Here is a 17,331-nt window from a genome sequence, read left to right as displayed (position 1 = left end):
GGGGATCTAACTGTTTTTTTTCTGATGCTCGTCTCCGTGGGCATGGCCGGCCTCGGAAAGTTTAAGCCCCGGCCTTCCCTGCTTGACCAGATAATCGTTGATGGCCGCCCGGATGCCGTCCTCGGCCAGCACCGAACAATGGGTCTTGACCGGGGGCAGTCCGTCCAGGGCCTCCGCCACCGCCTTGTTGGTTACCTGCAGGGCCTCTTCGATGGTCTTTCCCTTTACCAGTTCGGTGGCCATGCTGGAAGTGGCTATGGCCGCGCCGCAGCCAAAGGTTTTGAATTTTATGTCCGTCACCACGTCTTCATCTATCTTCAGCATGATCTTCATCATGTCTCCGCATACGGGATTCCCCACCATGCCCACGCCGTCGGGATTCTCTATCTCCCCCATGTTCCGGGGATTCATGAAATGATCCATCACTTTTTCGCTGTACATCTGAGTTGTTTGCTCCTTTTTGAAATATCTTCCATTATAACATTTGATGCCAAAAGGCAACTTTAGGATTCATACGCATTAATGGTCTTACACAGGACTTGGACGGCCTGTCCAATATTATCCGCCTCAGTGATTGCAGTGACCACGGCTATCTTCCTGGCCCCGGCCTGCAAAACCTGTTCGATGTTGGACCGGTTGATCCCACCCATCACAGTGAATGGTATCTTTAGATGCGGAGCAATATCGCCTATGGCCCGGGGATTCAGCGGAGCCATAGCCAACTCCTTGGTCTTGGTGGCAAATATCGGCCCGATGTTGACGTAGTCAGCGTCCTGCTCCTGGGCCTTTAAAACTTCGTCGAGATTGTGGGTGGAGACTCCGATTAATAGATTGGGAGCAAGCTTTTTTGCAACAGTCAGCGGCAGGTCGTCCTGTCCCAGGTGCACCCCGTCGGCCCCGCAGGCCAGGGCGATGTCTAAGTGATCGTTGATGATCAGCAGCATACCGGCTTGGGCGGTCTTTTCTCGGAAGGCAACAGCCATTTGGTAAAAGTCTTTTGGGGAAAGGCGCTTTTCCCTAAGTTGCACGATCTTTGCGCCCCCGGCGATCAGGCCCTCCAAAATTTCGAGATTGGATCGGCCCCGAGACAGCCCCTGGTCGGTCACCGGATAGAGGTCTATTTGATTAAAGGCTTTCAGCCGTTGTTCTTTATTTTCCATCAACATTTCAAACGTTTAAAACATTTCCAACTTTTATAACATTTATTTGCTGCCTTGCTGATCTTCAAACCCCCTATCCCAATCCTTCCAAACCGTATCGTAACCCTTTTGTCTGATGCTCTGGGCCACCGCCTCCACTGGCCGGTCGTCGAATACGTTGAACTGCCCTTCGGCCGCCTGGCTCTGCTCGTCCAAATACCCGCCTGGCGCAGTCTTAGAGCCGGCGCTCATCTTGGTGATGCCCAACCCGATCAGATTGTCGCGCAGCCAGGCCGGCTCCCTGGTGGAGAGCACCAGCCCCGCATCGGGCAGCATCAGCCTGAAGGCGCAGATCATCTGCACCAGTTCCTTGTCGCTGACCGGGAACTCCGGGCTGTATCCCCCGGCCGCCGGCCTTAAGCGGGGGAAGGAGATGGAGATCTGACTCTTCCAGTAGTGTTTTATCAGATAGGCGGCATGATGCACCAGGTAGTGCGATTCCACCCGCCAGTCGTTAAGCCCCAACAACGAACCGATGTCGATCTGGCGGAACCCTGCCGCCGCGCCCCTCTCCGGCGCCCCCAGCCTGAATTGATAGTCGCTCTTGGGGCCTCCGGGGTGCACCTGGACGTATATCTTCCGGTCGTAGGTCTCCTGATAGATAGTCAGCCCGTCTATGCCTGCCTCGTAAAACCGCGTGTAGCCCGGAGTATCCAACGGATATATTTCTATGGACAGAGAGGGAAACAGGCGCTTGAGATCCAGGGCAATCCTCTCCAGCAGATCGACGCTGACCTCGGCCGGACATTCCCCGCTCACCAATAATAATTGCAAGATATGGTTGTTTTTCAACAGCCGGGCTTCGGATAATATTTCCTCCCGGCTTGAGGTTCGGCGGTTGATCTTATTACAGACATTGAACCCGCAGTAAACGCAGGAATTGCTGCAGTAATTGGAAATATACAGAGGGGCATACATCTGGATGGTCCTGCCGAATCTTTTGACGGTGATGGCCTTGGCCAGTTGGGCCATGGGCTCCAGCAGTTCGGCCGCGGCCGGAGACACCAGGATGGATATATCGCTGGGATCGGGAAGGTCCCCGGATCTAATCGATTCCAAAAGAGCCTTGACCTGTCCGGTGGTAACGTTCTGAGAATCTGTTTTTATCCGGACAGCATCCAGAGAATTTATGATCTCATAAAGCGAACTCATCTCAAAAATCCGGTCAGGGGGCTGGAGGCGGTAGCGGTCTCGCCCTCGGACATCGGCCCGGCTTCCCTCCCGGCCAAAGATGATTCCACCGCCAGTTTGAAGGCCCTGGCCATCTGCACCGGGTCTTTAGCCACGGCCAGCGCGGTGTTGACCAGCACCGCATCGGCTCCCAGCTCAAAGGCCTGGCAGACATGGGATGGCAGGCCCAGCCCGGCATCCACCACCACCGGCACCATGGCCTGCTGTATTATGATCCTGATCTGATCGGCGGTCTTGATACCGCGCCCCGAGCCGATGGGCGAGCCCAGAGGCATTACCGCCGCACAGCCCGCCTCCTGCAGGCGTTTGGCCAGCACCGGATCGGCATTGATATAGGGCAGGACCACAAAACCATCCTTGATCAGAAGTTCGGCGGCCTTCAATGTTTCCACCGGATCGGGCAGAAGGTAATTGGGCTCGGGGGTGACCTCTAGTTTGAGCCAATTCCAGCCGGTGACCGCCCGGGCCAATCTTGCAATCCGGACGGCCTCTTCGGCAGCGCGGGCCCCGGAGGTGTTGGGCAGCAGCAGGTATTTTTTCCGATCGATGTGGGAGATGATGTCATCCTGCGGGTTTTCGAACTCCACCCGGCGCAGGGCCACGGTCACGATCTCGGCCCCCGAGGCTTCCAGAGCCCGGGCCATGACGGCGGAACTGGAGAACTTTCCGGTGCCCAGGAACAGTCTGGACCTTATCTCTCTCCTGGCGATCACTAATGGTTTCAGCATTTTTCGATTTTTGATTTCTTGCCCTGAGCAGTGTCGCAGGGTTGGTTACCCTCCGCCCACCAGGCGCACTATTTCCAGCACATCGCCTTCGTTAAGCCGGACCCCGTCATACTGGCCGCTCTTGATGATGCTGCCGTTAAGCTCCACCACCAAGGGTTTTCCGTTAAGCCCGTATTTTACCAATAGGACGGAAACCGTAGTATTTTCTCCGGTTTCTATGTCTTTTCCGTTCAGTTTTATCTTCATATATTTGAATTATTTAGAGTCCGTTAATAAACTCCGTTTTCTGGTAATCCCTGCGAAGGCAGGAATCCAGAACTCATTGAAATCACTGGATTCCCGTTTTCATGGGAATGACATAGTACCAATTTATTAACAGACACTATTTAATGACAAGCATTTTAGTATACGATTATTGAATGGAATTGTCAATATCAGCTTTTTCCCTGTCAGCTTTTTTCCCCTATCAGCTTTTTTCCCTGCCGGTCAGATTTTGGAGTTATAAGCAATTGACTTAATATTCCGGTAATGTTAAAATTGAGACATGCCAAAGTTTAAATTTAAAAAAGTAGAATGGTTGTATTTATGGTTCCTGGCCGGACTGTGCGGGCTGACATTATTCAACCTGCCCCGGCTCAAAGGCTGGCCCTGGATTTTCCTGATCTACGGGCTGACCCTGGGGATCTACGGCCTGGTGATCTATTTGGACACCCGCTGGCCCTATAAGTTCTTCGAATTGCTGCGGCGCTGGCTTCCCTATGCCGGCATCCTCCCGATCTTCCAAAGCCTGGGCTATATCACCCAGTACTTAAGGCCGGACCTGGATGGTTATCTGATCAAGATCGACTACGCCCTGTTCGGCGTCCACCCCACCGTCTGGCTGGAACGTGTGACAACCCCCTGGATGGTGGATGTGCTGACCCTGGCTTACTCCAGCTATTATTTCCTGCCGGTGATCCTGGCTGTTTTTTTGCATTTCGACCAGAAGCATCACGAGCTGGAACATTTGTTCCTGGCGGTGACCATCGGGTTTTTCATCTCTTACCTGGGATATCTGTTGGTGCCGGCTATCGGGCCCCGGTTCACCCTGACTGCCCAGCAGTCCGCCCCGGTCAAGGGGCTTTTCTGGGGAAACCAGATCCTGAATTTTTTAACCGCCAACGAATTCAACAAACGGGACTGCTTCCCCTCCGGCCATACCGGAATAACCCTGATCGTGCTCTATTACGCCTACGCCTACCACAAGAGGCTTTTCGCTTTCATGCTGCCGGTGGCGATGCTGCTGATAATGGCCACGGTGTTTTTAAGACTGCATTACGTAATCGACGTTATCTTTGGGTTTGTGCTGGCGGCCCTGGCCGTATTGATAACCGAGATCTGGAACCCGCAGTTTTTAAGAAACAAGAAATAGAGTTGAGAAAGCCGCCCGGATTCAGGGCGGCTTTTTTATTTTCAGATATTCTTTTGGTAAACCCTGTAAGTCTTATAAACCTTGGCCCCCACCGCTTCGCCCAGCCGATTCATCATCAGGTTGTTCTCCAACACCCAGGAAAGCTCCCCGGTTTTAGTTCCCTTTTTGACGGCGTTCTCAAATACCCGGCTCACCAGTCCGGCTTCAATGCCCCTTTTCTGATAATCTTTTATCACCCCGGCGGTCATCACCCGGGCATGGGTTATCTGGCGTTTGTGCCAGAGGAATTTGATCATTTCCCATGGCCCCATTTTCCCGTTGAGCCGCTTGATGGCATAATTATAATCCGGCAAAGCCCACAGCGAGCCCACCGGCTTGTCCCCGTCAAAGGCAAAGATCACATAATCCGGTTCAACGATATCCTTAAAGCTTTTGGCATAGTGGTCGATCTCGGCCTCGGTCAGGGGGACGAAGCCCCAGTTCTTGCTCCAGGCCTGGTTATAGACCTCCTTGAATATCTTGACTTCCTGGTCAAACCGGCGTTTATTGATGCTACGGAAGGTTATTCCCTTTTGTTCGGCCCGCTGGGAAAGCATTTTGATTCTTTGCGGTGAACAGGGCTTTGGCCACATTTAGATCGTCCACCGATTCAAAGAAACCGAAGAACCCGCACTTCTCGCCGTGAAACTTGTTGCTGTTGTCGTCCACATGGGCGCTGATCCGCCCCAGGTATTCGCCGTCTTTGACGGCCAGAAAGTAGGCGGCCCGGGCATGCTGAAAGAAAGGGTTGTGCCCGGGATCAAGCATTTTCCTCTGCTCGGCGATCAGCGGCGGCACCCAGTTGGGGTTGTTCCGGTATATCGTCCAGGGCAGTTTTATGAATTGTTCCAGTTCTTTTTCCGACTCCACGGCTTTGACTAGAAGATCGGGCATCGGTTGTCTCCATAAGTTTCTATATGCTTCGCTGGCCGGTTTTATACTTTTCGTAATATAACTATAGTTTTGCACTTTTTAACCTGTTTGGAATGATTTCCGGCCTATCTTTTCCAGTCAATCTGGGAAAGATATATGCAAATTGTGGTTTGGGGTGCAGTAGCGATCTTTAGGGAATGACCGAATAGACTGACTGTTGTAAAATAGTCAAGGCGCTTATTACAGCGGTGTTGGCAATCACGCAAGTCCTGCACTCCAAGAGTTCTTTTGTTACTTTTCCCTCCTGCGGCGGACAGGCTGTCAGCACAGAAAAGTAAGCCAAAGTCTATAGTTCCAGTATTGTGGTTATCCACCCAAATGAACCTGATTATTGTGCCTTTCGCGGGCAACAGCATAGAGAGGAATAATATTCCACCCTTTGAAAAGGCTTGCAAATAGGCTGACAAACCATCCTTAATGCCTATAAAAGTGCAAAACTATAGTAATATAATAATAGGCCTGTTTATTTTGGCTGCCTTGCCCAATTCTTGTCCTAAATCCCAATCATTCCACCAACCGACAAACTCCAATGAGTCTATGTTATTTATGATACACAAGAATTCTTGAGGATAAATTGCCCGCTTCGTCTCTTTTAAGCTGATGACTTTATCTTGCCCGTTTTCGGATACGTTTAACACTATGTTCTCTTCATACAATTGCTCAACATGATTTATTATTTTGCCAGAGTATTCAGTGTTTACAATTATATTATCTTTTTCCATCGTCCATGATTCCTGCGTGCCTGAAAATGGTGCGAAGTTAACACACCAATCTAAAAAATATAAGCCCCCAGTATTTAGATTTTCTGCAATACATTTAAAGTGAGATAACAGTTCTGCTGTTGTTTTGGCATAAATAGAACCAAGTAAAGTGATCGTTCATGTTTGCCTGAAGAAAAGTAGCTTTTCCTAACATTTCTTCGCTGACCTTACTTTTGCTAAACTCAAGCATTTCTCGGCTTAAATCAATGCCGGTATATCTATAACCTCTTTTCAACAATTCAAGCAAATGTGGGCTATTACCGCAGCCAAGCTCTAAAACCGATTTTACGGGTATTTTAGAATATTGGGCAATGCATTTTTGAAACACATCTACCTCTTTGGTTATATCACAAAAAGAGAAGGCGATTTCATAATATTTAGGGTTTGCATATAGGTCCGACATTGATAATACCTTTCTAAAGCACATCTGTTAGTTCAAGATAAAACCTGTGTAAATCGTTCGGCTAAGGCTTCGGCAGGGCTTCGATAAACTCAGCCTAACAGCTCAGCCGGGCTGCTCACGACGGCGTCTGCGGATTGGACCCCGGGCCGTTTATCGGATCATATTTCCCAGCCGGTTGAACCGGACGTTCTCCCAGACCTTCCAGAACGGCTCGCCGTTCTCGGAATCCCATGACCAGTAAATGAACACCGCCTTGCCCAGGATCAGGCTTTTGGGCAGCGGCCCCCAGAAGCGGGAGTCCAGGGAATTGTCCCGGTTGTCGCCCATGACAAAAATGCACCCTTTTGGCACCGCCACCGGGCCGAAGTTGTCGCGCATGGGCAGGTTCAGGAACTTGCGCTGTTCCCAGTCCCTTTGGTAATCGTTGTGCCAGAGTTCCGAGGACAGCATCTGGGGCACTGAAATGCTTTCTCCCCAGGCCTTGTTCACCGCGTATGGCTCCGTCGGCCTCCGTCCGTTGACATACAGATCTTTGTTCCTGACCTCCACCGTATCGCCTTCCACCGCCGCGCAGCGCTTAATGAAGTCCCTCTTGTCCAGCGGATATTTGAAGACGATGATGTCCCCGGCTTTGGGCTGGCGCAGCCCGGGCAGGATGTTCTTATCGGTGAACGGCAGCTTGACCCCGTAGACGAATTTGTTGACCATCAAAAAATCGCCCACCAGCAGGGTGTCCTCCATAGAGCCGGAGGGAATCTTAAAGGCCTGGATGACCAGGGCCCGGATGATCAGGGCCATCGCCACCGCCCAGATTATGGATTCGCCCCAGTCTCGGTACCACGATTTTTTTACGTTGTTCTGCCTGACGGCCATAAGTTTTCCTTATAAGAAAATGGTTACTGTCTTTTAAACATACCTGGACTTTGGCAAAATGCTGTTTTGTCCGGTTTATTATATGCTGACTTGGGCCGTTGTCATTCCCATGTAAATGGGAATCCACGCATTTCTTGGATTTCCTCCTTCGTTCGCCATTGGCAAACTACGGCGGACAGGCCCGCTGGAGTTTATCCCGCACTTGACGCGGGACGGGAATGACTGCAGGTATAATCCGGACTACCAGAGTTTCCGGCCGATTCGTTGCGGGCGAAAGCGCCGCCATAGGCTGGCAAACGGATATTTTGACAGTTTGTCGAACGACCAATAGACGAACAAAGCCCGGCCCCGGATAAGCTGGCGCGGCAGCGGCCCCCAGAAACGGGAATCAAAGGATTCGTCGCGGTTGTCGCCCATCATGAAGAAACAGTTCTTGGGGACCACCACCGGGCCGAAATTATCCCGTACCGCATAGGTCTGCAACAGCTGCCGGTTTTCCCATTCCTGCTGGAACTGGACATTGGTCAGGGATGGGTTCATTTGCGGGACCGCAAAGCTGTTCCGGTGGATGGCAAAAAATTCTTTCCGTTCTATACCGTTGACGTAAAGTATTTTGTTCCTCACCTCCACCGTATCCCCTCCGACGGCAATGCAGCGCTTGACTAGGTTGATCCCGTCCAGCGGGCTTTTGAAGACCACCATTTGGCCGGACTTCGGCGAGGTCAGCGGCAGGATGGATATCTTGGTGAAAGGTATGTGCAGGCCGTAGCTGAATTTCTCGGCAATCAGCCAGTCCCCCGGCAGGATGGTGCTTTCCATTGATCCGGTGGGAACCTGGTAGGCTTCCAGAATAAAAGGATTGATGATCAATTTGACCACTAACACCGCCCAGATCAGGGGCCACAGCCAGTCGTGCCAGAGCTTCTTGAAGGTGTACTTTTCTTTCATTCCAATTTCAAATCCTTAAAATAAATACCTCAGTGGCGGAGTTTACCCTGAGTGTATCGAAGGGTGTCTCTGTGACAATTAATAAAACTACGAGATACCGCTTGGTTTTGTTCCTAAAACTTGTTGCGGTCGAATTTGACCTCCACCGCCTTGCCGGACTCGTTGTACATGATGAATATCCTTTTGAATCCCTGCTTCTCGGCCTCGGCCTTGATCAGTTTGTCGGGCAGCAGCGAGACCAGCCCGCTCAGGTCGGCCTCCAGCTCGGCGTTACGCTTTTTGAACATATCCAGCTTGATGGACTGGTCGGTGATGGCGTAGAACTCCACCACCGCGGCCCAGGCCAGCAGAATAGCGGCCAGGAAGAAGGCTGCCTTGAGCTTGTCGGAGAAGGGATTTTGGAACATATTCGTTATTTAAGGTATTTTTATGGACGGTGTTATTAAATGTGTATTCGATTTTTTACGATTTTTATTGAAGACTACCTTCGGATCATACCAGTATACACCAGATTTATAAATTGCTTTTGACATTGTTAATTCTTCAAGATATGGTTCGAGTGTGTATGAATATAAACCAAAGACAAGGTTGCCGTTAAATTTGTTTTTATAATTATGATTTGGTATTTGACCTGTTTTTGCAATTATTCTTCCTTTTATCACGTTTTCATTTGTATCCACTAATATTTCTGAGAGGCAGCCATATATTGAATAGTAGATGATGTCTTTCCCTACGCCTTTCATTATTTGCTGGTGATGTTGAACTTCGACAAACGAACCAAAGTTTGTTTTATTAAATAGATTTTTGCTCAATCTGCTTACACGACCATTGATAATATTATAAACATCCTTGTTTGTTGGCACATCATATACGGTAAATAATGCAGAATCACCACAGCATGGACCATTTAATAAATAACTTGTATCAACCTCATCTACTTTAAATTCATTAGTTATAACAATACAACTGTCATGTATTTTTCCCAACATAAGTAAATATAAAGTTATCTTAGCTCCGCTAAACCACTCGTCTTTAAGAGAGGTTAAATGCGTTTCTTGTATGGGTATCCAATATTCATTACTATCCACATCTCTAATTAATATTTCGTGTTTATAAATGCTGTCTAATGATAACCTTCGATTTTGGGCATATAACTCAATTAGTAAAGCTTTTTCTGCACTTATTTTTCGACTTTGATTAAGATATTTTGAATTTATTGAAAATGTTATGGGCTCTAAATATACATAATTCCCACCGTTACAGGTGATAGTATGTTCTATCCCATATTCACATTTATATCTTTGTTCCATTGTCGAAAGAGGATAATCTGTGGCAATAAAAGCCAATAACTGTCCGACAAGTAAAGCATTTACTGTTATTGACAATAGTACTATCCAAAGTGCTTTAAAGGTAATTTTCATTCGCTTTCCTCGTCCCCCACCTTCAGCACCGCCAAAAAGGCCTCCTGCGGGATCTCCACGTTGCCCACCTGCTTCATCCGCTTCTTGCCCTCCTTCTGCTTCTCCAGCAGCTTGCGCTTGCGGCTGATGTCGCCGCCGTAGCACTTGGCGATCACGTTCTTGCGGTAGGGTTTGACGCTCTCCCGGGCGATGATCCGGCTGCCGATGGCCGCCTGGATGGCCACCTCGTACTGCTGGCGGGGGATGATCCTGCGCAGCTTCACCGCCAGCCGCTTGCCCCATTCCTGGGCGTGGTCCTGGTGGATGATGGCCGACAGCGCGTCCAGCGGGTCGCCGTTGATCAGGATGTCCAGCTTGACCAGGTCGGACTGCCGGTATTCCAGGAACTCGTAATCCAGCGAGGCATAGCCCTTGGACAGGCTCTTCAGCTTGTCGTAGAAATCGAAGATGATCTCGGACAGCGGGAACTGGTAGAACAGCAGGGCCCGGGTGGGGTCCAGGTACTCCAGCTTCTGGTAGATGCCCCGCCGGTCCTGGCCCAGCTTCATGATGTTGCCGATGAACTCGGCCGGCACCACGATCTCGGCGTTGACGAACGGCTCCTCGATCTGCTCCACCTTGACCTCATTGGGCAGGTCCGAGGGGTTGTCTATCACCAGCACCTGGCCGTCGGTCCGGATCACCCGGTATTCCACGTTGGGCACGGTGTTGATCAGCGACAGGTTGTACTCCCGCTCCAGCCGCTCCTGGACGATCTCCAGATGGAGCATGCCCAGGAATCCGCAGCGGAAGCCGAAGCCCAGCGCGCTTGAGGTCTCGGGCTGGTAATGTAGGGCGGAATCGTTGAGGGTCAGTTTCTCCAGGGCCTCGCGCAATTCGGGATACTGCTGGTTCTCGGTGGGATACAGCCCGGCGTAGACCATGGGCTTGACCTGCTTGTAGCCTGGCAGCGCTTCCGGGGCCGGGCGGGCGGCGTCGGTGACGGTGTCGCCCACCCGGGCGTCGGAGACAGTCTTGATCCCGGCCACCACATAACCCACCTCGCCCGCCAGTAACTCGTTCTTGGGATACATGCCCAGCTTAAGGATCCCGACCTCCGTCACCTCAAATATCTTTTCATTGGAAAACAACTTGATCTGCATCCCTTTTTTCAGGCTGCCGTCCACCATCCTGAGGTAGGGCACTGCCCCCCGGTAGATGTCGAAGATGCAGTCGAAGATCAGCGCCTTGAGCGGGGCCTGGCCGTCGCCTTTGGGCGCCGGGACCCGGATGATGACCTCTTCCAAAAGTTCCTGGATCCCCAGCCCGGTCTTGGCGCTGGCCAAAAGGATCTCGGAAGGATCGCAGCCCAATAGCTCCACTATCTGGGTCCGGCTCCTTTCCACCTCGGCCGAGGGCAGGTCCACCTTGTTGATCACCGGGATGATGGTCAGGTTGTGGTTGACGGCCTGATAAAGGTTGGCCACGGTCTGGGCCTCCACCCCCTGGGTGGCGTCAACCACCAGGATGGCGCCCTCGCAAGCGGCCAGTGAGCGGGAGACCTCGTAACCAAAGTCCACGTGGCCCGGGGTGTCTATCAGATTGAAGACGTATTCCTGCCCGGATTTGGATTTGTAATTCATCCGGATGGGGTGCATCTTGATGGTGATGCCCCGCTCCCGCTCCAGGTCCATGCTGTCCAGCACCTGCTCCTGCATGTCCTTCTTCATGATGGTGCCGGTGACCTCCAACAGGCGGTCGGCCAGGGTGGATTTCCCGTGGTCTATATGGGCGATGACGCAGAAATTACGGATGTGTGACTGAGACAATTATGGATGCTCCTAAAAATAGTGGCTAATGTTATGGACTTCTTAGGGCGTGCTACACATACAAATCAAACAGGGCACCTGATACCTGATACCTGGTTGCTTGCTGATTGTAGTATCTTTTGCACTATCTTTTTTTACTGATTTAAACTTTTTGTCAAAGTTCATAGTCACTTGGTTTTTTATTGATGCTATTCGCTTTTCGGCCAGTTCATTATACTGAATATCCCCGGCAATGGTAATCATGGTTGCGCCTCCTTTTGTTTTTATCCCTCTATCACATATTTCGTCATTGCGCAACTGTTACCATTTTAACTCCTTATTTACTAATGGGAGCGTATATTAGTAGACATTCCGGTTTCTTTTAAATCCAATATAATTAGCGTATTTAGCGTGTTTCGGTGGAAAAAAGTCTACTATTATCCGCTCTGATTAGTATTTTCAAGAGAAGGGGTCGGGGGTTGAGTTCCAAAGCGTCCCGGTTCTATCGTTCCTGATTCAAGTTCAAACCCGTTAAGGCCATTATAACGCTTTCGGAGTGAATGTCAAGCAAAAAAACTAAAACTAAAACAACGCGGCCAGGGGCAGGGCGATGATTTTTTCGTCCACAAATTCAACTTTATCCCCGCCGTAGATCACAACGCCCAACCGGGCCTCGGGGTGATATTCCATAAACATCCTCAAATTGCCGGTATCACTGAAAGTAACCTTGGGCCCAAGCTTGACCTCCACCGGCAAAACCCTGCGCCCTTGCGCTATTACAAAATCCACCTCCCGGCCATCCGCCGTGCGCCAGTAATAAACGGACGGCCTAGGGGTTAAGGTCTCGGACCAGGCTTTTATTTGGGAAAGAACCAAAGTTTCAAAAATCCCGCCCGCTTCCCTGGAATTTTTCAACCCTTCCCGGCCGTAATGGCCCGACAAAAAACAGGCCAGCCCGGCGTCCAACCAGTATGCCTTGGGGGATTTTAAAAGCCTTTTGCCTCGGTTACGGCTGAAGGCCGGTATTTTGTAAAACAGATTAGTGGCTTCCAAAAGCCCCAAATGCCTGTAAATGGTAGGCTGGCTTAGGCCCAGTTCCCGGGACAACTCGGTCTGGTTTACTGGCTGGCCGCTGCGCAAGGCCACCGCGGCCATCAGCCTCCTGAAATCGGGCAGGCCTTCAATGGCCGTAATCTGCCTTAAGTCCCGCTCCAAATAGGTGGCCACATAGCTTTCCCACCAAAGTGCCCGCTGTTTTTCGCCGTCCAGCCACAGCAACGGAGGCAGCATCCCCCGCAGCATAAGATTCAGATAATCCCTTTGGGGGACGGCCTGCGGTTTGGACGGCTGGCCGTTCATCAGCCCGGCCCAACCGGCTTTGGGCGGATGGCCGGCTTCCTCGGAAAGGGACATCGGCCCCAGCCCGAAATAGGCCGCCCGCCCGGCCAGGCTTTCGGAGACATGCTTCATCAAAAGCGGGTTGGAGGAACCGGACAGCACCGCCCTGACTTTACCCCGGTCAACATCACGTTTAAGCGCCGGCAGCAGTTCCGGCGCTTTTTGCGCTTCGTCTATCACCACGGCGGCCTTACCGGCCCAAAGCCCGGACGGGCTCTGGCGGGCCTGCTTCAACGCCTCGTAATCGTCCAGGGTGATATAGGGCCAGCCGCAAAAGGGCTCCTCGTTTTGCAGCAGGGTGCTTTTGCCGGTCTGCCGGGCGCCGCTTAAAACCAAAACCCGGTGGCTTTTCAGGGCCTGGGCCAGCGGCCCGGCCAAAAGCCGCTTTTTGTAAATCCATTCATGGTGTGAATGATTATTATTCATAAGGTGAATGATAATGCAAAAAGGCGTATTTGTCAAGCATAAAATAAATGCATAAATTGACAGGATTTACAGGATCATCTTGATTTGATTTCTTCGGCATCAAGCAGGAAATTAATCGTCCGAAACCATGTTAATTCGCTTACGCTACCTGCTTGCCTTCTTCAAGCGCCATCCGCTTACGCTTTATATTGGGCTTCCTCTCCTCCACGCCTGCCCACGGCCCCGCAAAGCGGAGCCTCGCCTTTAGGCGGGGCATGGCGTGCTTGCGCCCCGCCAACGGCGGGGCGCAAGCACGGCGGATCAGCCTTCCTCCTTTGTTCACACTACGGCGGACCACCGCCACAACGGGGCAAGCAGGTTGGCTGAGAGTGCCATAGCTTTCACCTACGCTAAAGCTACGGCGAATAAATTAGCGGAGGCACTAGCTTTGGCGAAGGCACTCGTCTGCAAAGCAAGAAAACTTTCTCGCAGTAACACACACTATAACCTGTGCATAGTTTTTGGCGTATCTTTGTGGCAAATGCTGTCACCGCCCCAGCGACTCGTAATACTTCTCCAGCAGTTCCCGGTATTCCAATGGATAAGGCTGGTTGCGCCAGTCGGGCAGGTTCTTCCAGGCCGGGTCGCCCTTGTTTGGCTGGGCGGGCCTGTCCGGTGTCTGATCCCGGCCCGGTTGGGCCTGCCTCTGCGGCGAGGTATCCTGCTCCTTCAAAGAATGGCCGGCCGAAAGCATCCGAGCCAGGATTTTCTCCTGCCGCTCTATGGTCTGGCGGTCAAGCTGATTGTTCTTCATATTATCTGCCACCTTCTGCATCTCCTGCACCAGGTCATCCAGCTTTCCGGCCAGGTCGGACCGGCCCCCGTACTTCTGGTTGAACTCCTCCATCCCCTGGCGCACCGCCTCCTGCTCGGCGGCCAGCCGGGCCATCTGGCTGCGGGCTTCTTGGGAAAGCCCGCCCTGCTCCCCGCCCGGCATCGGCATCAGCCCCTGGCTGGCCTGGTTGATGTTCTGCTGCATTCCGGACATACCCTCCAGGTCGCCCATCATGTCGCCGGATCCGGAAGACCCGCCGCTTTTGGAGGAAGACTGGATCAAGGCCGCGGCCGACTGGTTCAACAGCCCCTGGGCCGCCTTCCCGCTGGTTCCGGCCTGCTGGCCCCGGCCTTCGGAAAGGGAGCTGGCGGAATTCTCCATTTGTTTGGCGGCCTCCTGCAAAGCTTGGCTAGCCTGGGGCGAAAGCAAAAAATTCTTCCGGGTCAGCTCGTCTAACTTTTGTTTGACCCGGGCGGCCTGCCGCTGTAAGACCTGCTGCCTCCAGGCCAGGTCCACCGGATCGTTCGATCCGTTCTCCATTTTTTGGTTGAGCTGTTCCTGCTGCTGGGAGAGTTTGATCAGTTCCTTGGCCTTTTCCCTCATGGCCTTTGAGGCCGCCTGACTGCGCTGCGAGCCCATGGCGTTCTTGGCCCCCTGCAGTCCGGCCGAAAGCTCTGTCAGGTCGGTCAGGGCCTCCTGCTGCAGGCCTTGCGCTTCCTGGTTCTGTCCGGATTCCATTTTCCGGCCGGCCTGCCGCATCTTTTGGATGGTGTTCTGTGACTGGGCTTTCTGCATCGACTGTTTCAGCTTTTGGGAAGCCTCAGGGTTCCCCTCGCTCATCTGTTTGGCCAGTTCATTCATCTGCTGGAGGGAAGTTTCCAAATCTTTAGCCAGCTGCTCCTGCCTCTGTTTAAGATTGTTGGAGGCTGGTTTCCCCTGAACTTTTCCCAGGCTATCCTTGACGGCCTTCTGCTCGGCCGCCATTTTGTCCACCTCCTGCTTGAGCAGGGAAAGCATCTGCTCCTGCTTGAGCTCTTTGAGCGAGGCGATGGCCGCATCCAGCCGCTGCTGGAATTCCTCCTGGGAAAATTTGAAATTCTCCAACGCCTGTTCTATCTGTTTCCGGTCCATATTCTGCAGGGCCTGTTGCATCCGCTCCATGGCCTGGCGCATCTCCTCGCTGGCCACCTGATCAAAGAGATTTTTGAGCTCGGCCAATTTTTCCACGGTCTGGGGATCAAATTTGAAGCCCTGGGCCTGCTGTTTCACGTCCTGCCGGGCCTCTTCGGCGGTCTGTTCCATCCGGCTGACCAGTTCCTCCTGTTTCTTCAGGGCCTCTTCCACCGCGGCCTTCTGCTGCCAGTCCATTTTGCGGTTCTCCTTTACCGCCTGGCTTAAGCGTTCCATCTCCTGCTTCAGCGACTGGTTCTGCTTTTGGGCCTGGTCCAGGTTCTGCTGGTAGGCCGAATCCGCCTGGGCCGCCGACTTATAAAATTCTTCCCTGGTGGGCACCTTGAATTTCTGAACTTTGGACTTTGAGTTTTTGGGGCCACTGGTTGCATCGTTGTCCCAGACCTCGGCCCAGTAAAGCACGGAGTCCCCCGGCAGCAGGAATGACTCGGAACTGTTCCAAACAAAAAATATCTGGGTGTCTAAAACGGCAGGATATATCTTTAGTTGGTAGACCTTTTCGGTCTGAGTATCCCGGATATAAAGCGCGGCCCGGCTCAATCCAAAATCGTCGGAAAACCGCAGTTGGATCTCCGCCGGCATTCCCTCGGGCAGGGGCCAGTCATCGGCCGGGGAAATGATCTCGGCGGCGGGCCTGGCATCCTCCAGCGCGGTGATGGAGTATTCCAGGCCGTGGAGCAAAGTATCCCCGGTTTTGCCTTTAGCCCACAGCCGATAGCGGGAATTTTTATTTACCGTCAGGTTGAGTTTGAAAAGGCTGTCTTTGATGTCATAAGCCTCCGTCATCCGTCCGTCATCGTGGATCATCCCGGCTTTTTGCAAAGACTGGCTGGCCAGGGCTGTCAAGGTTACCCTGGCGCCTTTGGGAGCGATAATACTGCCGTCGTTCTCCTGAATATACGGGCGGATGCCGGTATAAGCCGGGGAAGATATCTCGAGTTTGAGGTTGCTCAGAGTCAGGGGTTGGTAGACCTGAACCGAATATCTTGCGCTCTGGCTGCGCCCTTGGATGATGCGGTAAATAAAGGGCTCTAAGATATTTTCAGCTTCTGCCTGCAAACGGCCGTTCCCGGAATCCTGGAATTTGATCTTTTGCAGATTCTGCGGGCCTTGGATAGATAAATAAAACTGCCTCTTGTTTAGGCCGGCTAAAGACAATTCCGCCGTAAAAGTTTCCCCGCTGGCCAGCCGGGCAGGGCAGGGCCGAATCCGGATGCCCTCCCAGTTTCCGCAAATGCCATCAGGATTGTAAAACCTTTGCCAGGTAAGTTTGCAGGAACCCGGCCAGATCAGCAGGGATAAGGCTAGAACCGCAGACAATGCCAGTGTTGTGTTTTTAAGCCTCAGTGACGGTCCGGAAAATATTTTTTTGTGATCGAGCAGGCTCAGCGCCTTGGCCATTTTTTTCCGCAGGGCCAGCAACAGGTCCGGGGAATATCCTTCTATTGATTTTTGGACATCCTCCCACTGCAGGGCGGTGGAGATCTCCTGGCGGAAGCTTGGTTCCCGAGCTTCGATCATGGCGGCGATCGTTTTAGGGGAGACCGGGTTGAACAGGTGATAGAGCAGGTAGATGACACCGGCTGCGGCCAGGGACAGCGAAGACCGGACCGCAAAAGACCTGGCGCCGGAAGGCAGGATCAGCAGCACATCCAGGCAATGCCACAAAAGCAACCAGCCCAGGATCAGGGCAACGGCAAATATCCCCGATCTCAGCAGACCGGCTGTTTTAAAACTGCGGGCGGCCGCCTGTAATCCGCTCTTTACCGGATCTATGTTGTCAGTGGTTGATTTCATTCAAGTTGTTT

General features: G+C 52.2%; 17 protein-coding genes. 1 reads left to right on the top strand and 16 read right to left on the bottom strand.

The features are described 5' to 3' along the window. Window positions 1-6 precede the first annotated feature (6 nt). The 5 genes from nifU to thiS all read right to left on the bottom strand — a co-directional run bounded on the left by nifU (window position 7) and on the right by thiS (window position 3,364). Window positions 7-441 (bottom strand): Fe-S cluster assembly scaffold protein NifU, encoded by a 435-nt coding sequence (nifU, locus tag HY768_03675; GenBank protein ID MBI4726317.1) that lies wholly within the window; start codon window positions 439-441, stop codon window positions 7-9. Between the two features lie 62 nt (window positions 442-503). Beyond that, on the bottom strand, window positions 504-1,166 hold the full coding sequence (gene thiE / locus HY768_03670; GenBank protein MBI4726316.1) for a thiamine phosphate synthase: 663 nt from the start codon (window positions 1,164-1,166) through the stop codon (window positions 504-506). A gap of 36 nt (window positions 1,167-1,202) precedes the next feature. Beyond that, complete coding sequence (gene thiH, locus HY768_03665; protein ID MBI4726315.1) at window positions 1,203-2,351, bottom strand: 2-iminoacetate synthase ThiH; 1,149 nt, start codon at window positions 2,349-2,351, stop codon at window positions 1,203-1,205. Further along, a complete protein-coding gene (locus tag HY768_03660; GenBank protein ID MBI4726314.1) occupies window positions 2,348-3,118 on the bottom strand; it encodes a thiazole synthase in 771 nt (256 codons plus the stop codon). The genes thiH and HY768_03660 overlap by 4 nt, the downstream gene beginning before the upstream one ends. A gap of 45 nt (window positions 3,119-3,163) precedes the next feature. Beyond that, complete coding sequence (thiS, locus tag HY768_03655) at window positions 3,164-3,364, bottom strand: sulfur carrier protein ThiS (GenBank protein ID MBI4726313.1); 201 nt, start codon at window positions 3,362-3,364, stop codon at window positions 3,164-3,166. 298 nt (window positions 3,365-3,662) lie between these two features. On the opposite strand from thiS, the gene HY768_03650 reads away from it, so the two are divergent. Continuing rightward, window positions 3,663-4,529 carry a phosphatase PAP2 family protein gene (locus tag HY768_03650; protein ID MBI4726312.1) on the top strand — a complete coding sequence of 289 codons (867 nt, stop codon included), beginning with the start codon at window positions 3,663-3,665 and terminating at the stop codon, window positions 4,527-4,529. A gap of 41 nt (window positions 4,530-4,570) precedes the next feature. On the opposite strand, the gene HY768_03645 is transcribed toward HY768_03650, so the two are convergent. The 11 genes from HY768_03645 to HY768_03595 form a co-directional block, all read right to left on the bottom strand. After that, window positions 4,571-5,125, bottom strand: a complete 555-nt coding sequence (locus tag HY768_03645; GenBank protein ID MBI4726311.1) for a hypothetical protein — start codon at window positions 5,123-5,125, stop codon at window positions 4,571-4,573. Continuing rightward, complete coding sequence (locus HY768_03640; protein ID MBI4726310.1) at window positions 5,082-5,462, bottom strand: hypothetical protein; 381 nt, start codon at window positions 5,460-5,462, stop codon at window positions 5,082-5,084. Before HY768_03640 ends, HY768_03645 begins: the two co-directional genes overlap by 44 nt. A gap of 476 nt (window positions 5,463-5,938) precedes the next feature. Further along, on the bottom strand, window positions 5,939-6,223 hold the full coding sequence (locus HY768_03635; protein MBI4726309.1) for a hypothetical protein: 285 nt from the start codon (window positions 6,221-6,223) through the stop codon (window positions 5,939-5,941). 94 nt (window positions 6,224-6,317) lie between these two features. Continuing rightward, complete coding sequence (locus tag HY768_03630) at window positions 6,318-6,665, bottom strand: class I SAM-dependent methyltransferase (protein MBI4726308.1); 348 nt, start codon at window positions 6,663-6,665, stop codon at window positions 6,318-6,320. A gap of 150 nt (window positions 6,666-6,815) precedes the next feature. Beyond that, entirely contained in the window at window positions 6,816-7,538 is a 723-nt protein-coding gene (gene lepB, locus HY768_03625; GenBank protein MBI4726307.1) for a signal peptidase I, read from the bottom strand. Window positions 7,539-7,778: 240 nt separating this feature from the next. Continuing rightward, window positions 7,779-8,486, bottom strand: coding sequence for a signal peptidase I (lepB, locus tag HY768_03620; protein ID MBI4726306.1), 708 nt, complete (start codon window positions 8,484-8,486; stop codon window positions 7,779-7,781). A 113-nt stretch (window positions 8,487-8,599) separates the two neighbouring features. After that, complete coding sequence (locus HY768_03615) at window positions 8,600-8,893, bottom strand: hypothetical protein (GenBank protein MBI4726305.1); 294 nt, start codon at window positions 8,891-8,893, stop codon at window positions 8,600-8,602. Window positions 8,894-9,903: 1,010 nt separating this feature from the next. Continuing rightward, window positions 9,904-11,715, bottom strand: a complete 1,812-nt coding sequence (lepA, locus tag HY768_03610; protein ID MBI4726304.1) for an elongation factor 4 — start codon at window positions 11,713-11,715, stop codon at window positions 9,904-9,906. A gap of 42 nt (window positions 11,716-11,757) precedes the next feature. Continuing rightward, a complete protein-coding gene (locus HY768_03605; GenBank protein ID MBI4726303.1) occupies window positions 11,758-12,012 on the bottom strand; it encodes a hypothetical protein in 255 nt (84 codons plus the stop codon). Window positions 12,013-12,276: 264 nt separating this feature from the next. After that, window positions 12,277-13,518 carry an ATP-binding protein gene (locus HY768_03600; GenBank protein MBI4726302.1) on the bottom strand — a complete coding sequence of 414 codons (1,242 nt, stop codon included), beginning with the start codon at window positions 13,516-13,518 and terminating at the stop codon, window positions 12,277-12,279. A 526-nt stretch (window positions 13,519-14,044) separates the two neighbouring features. Further along, a complete protein-coding gene (locus tag HY768_03595; GenBank protein ID MBI4726301.1) occupies window positions 14,045-17,320 on the bottom strand; it encodes a hypothetical protein in 3,276 nt (1,091 codons plus the stop codon). Window positions 17,321-17,331 lie beyond the last annotated feature (11 nt).

Source organism: candidate division TA06 bacterium (assembly GCA_016208585.1).
GTDB lineage: Bacteria > Edwardsbacteria > AC1 > AC1 > EtOH8 > UBA5202.
Note: the sequence above shows the minus strand (reverse complement) of the source record. Positions and strands in the feature narration are given on the sequence as shown.

Coding starts and splice junctions, on each gene's coding strand:
- thiE (MBI4726316.1), bottom strand. CDS start 1,166: ATGTTGATGGAAAATAAAGAACAACGGCTGAAAGCCTTTAATCAAATA.
- HY768_03615 (MBI4726305.1), bottom strand. CDS start 8,893: ATGTTCCAAAATCCCTTCTCCGACAAGCTCAAGGCAGCCTTCTTCCTG.
- HY768_03600 (MBI4726302.1), bottom strand. CDS start 13,518: ATGAATAATAATCATTCACACCATGAATGGATTTACAAAAAGCGGCTT.
- lepB (MBI4726306.1), bottom strand. CDS start 8,486: ATGAAAGAAAAGTACACCTTCAAGAAGCTCTGGCACGACTGGCTGTGG.
- HY768_03640 (MBI4726310.1), bottom strand. CDS start 5,462: ATGCCCGATCTTCTAGTCAAAGCCGTGGAGTCGGAAAAAGAACTGGAA.
- thiH (MBI4726315.1), bottom strand. CDS start 2,351: ATGAGTTCGCTTTATGAGATCATAAATTCTCTGGATGCTGTCCGGATA.
- HY768_03650 (MBI4726312.1), top strand. CDS start 3,663: ATGCCAAAGTTTAAATTTAAAAAAGTAGAATGGTTGTATTTATGGTTC.
- HY768_03635 (MBI4726309.1), bottom strand. CDS start 6,223: ATGGAAAAAGATAATATAATTGTAAACACTGAATACTCTGGCAAAATA.
- lepB (MBI4726307.1), bottom strand. CDS start 7,538: ATGGCCGTCAGGCAGAACAACGTAAAAAAATCGTGGTACCGAGACTGG.
- HY768_03595 (MBI4726301.1), bottom strand. CDS start 17,320: ATGAAATCAACCACTGACAACATAGATCCGGTAAAGAGCGGATTACAG.
- thiS (MBI4726313.1), bottom strand. CDS start 3,364: ATGAAGATAAAACTGAACGGAAAAGACATAGAAACCGGAGAAAATACT.
- HY768_03660 (MBI4726314.1), bottom strand. CDS start 3,118: ATGCTGAAACCATTAGTGATCGCCAGGAGAGAGATAAGGTCCAGACTG.
- nifU (MBI4726317.1), bottom strand. CDS start 441: ATGTACAGCGAAAAAGTGATGGATCATTTCATGAATCCCCGGAACATG.
- HY768_03630 (MBI4726308.1), bottom strand. CDS start 6,665: ATGTCGGACCTATATGCAAACCCTAAATATTATGAAATCGCCTTCTCT.
- HY768_03645 (MBI4726311.1), bottom strand. CDS start 5,125: ATGCTTTCCCAGCGGGCCGAACAAAAGGGAATAACCTTCCGTAGCATC.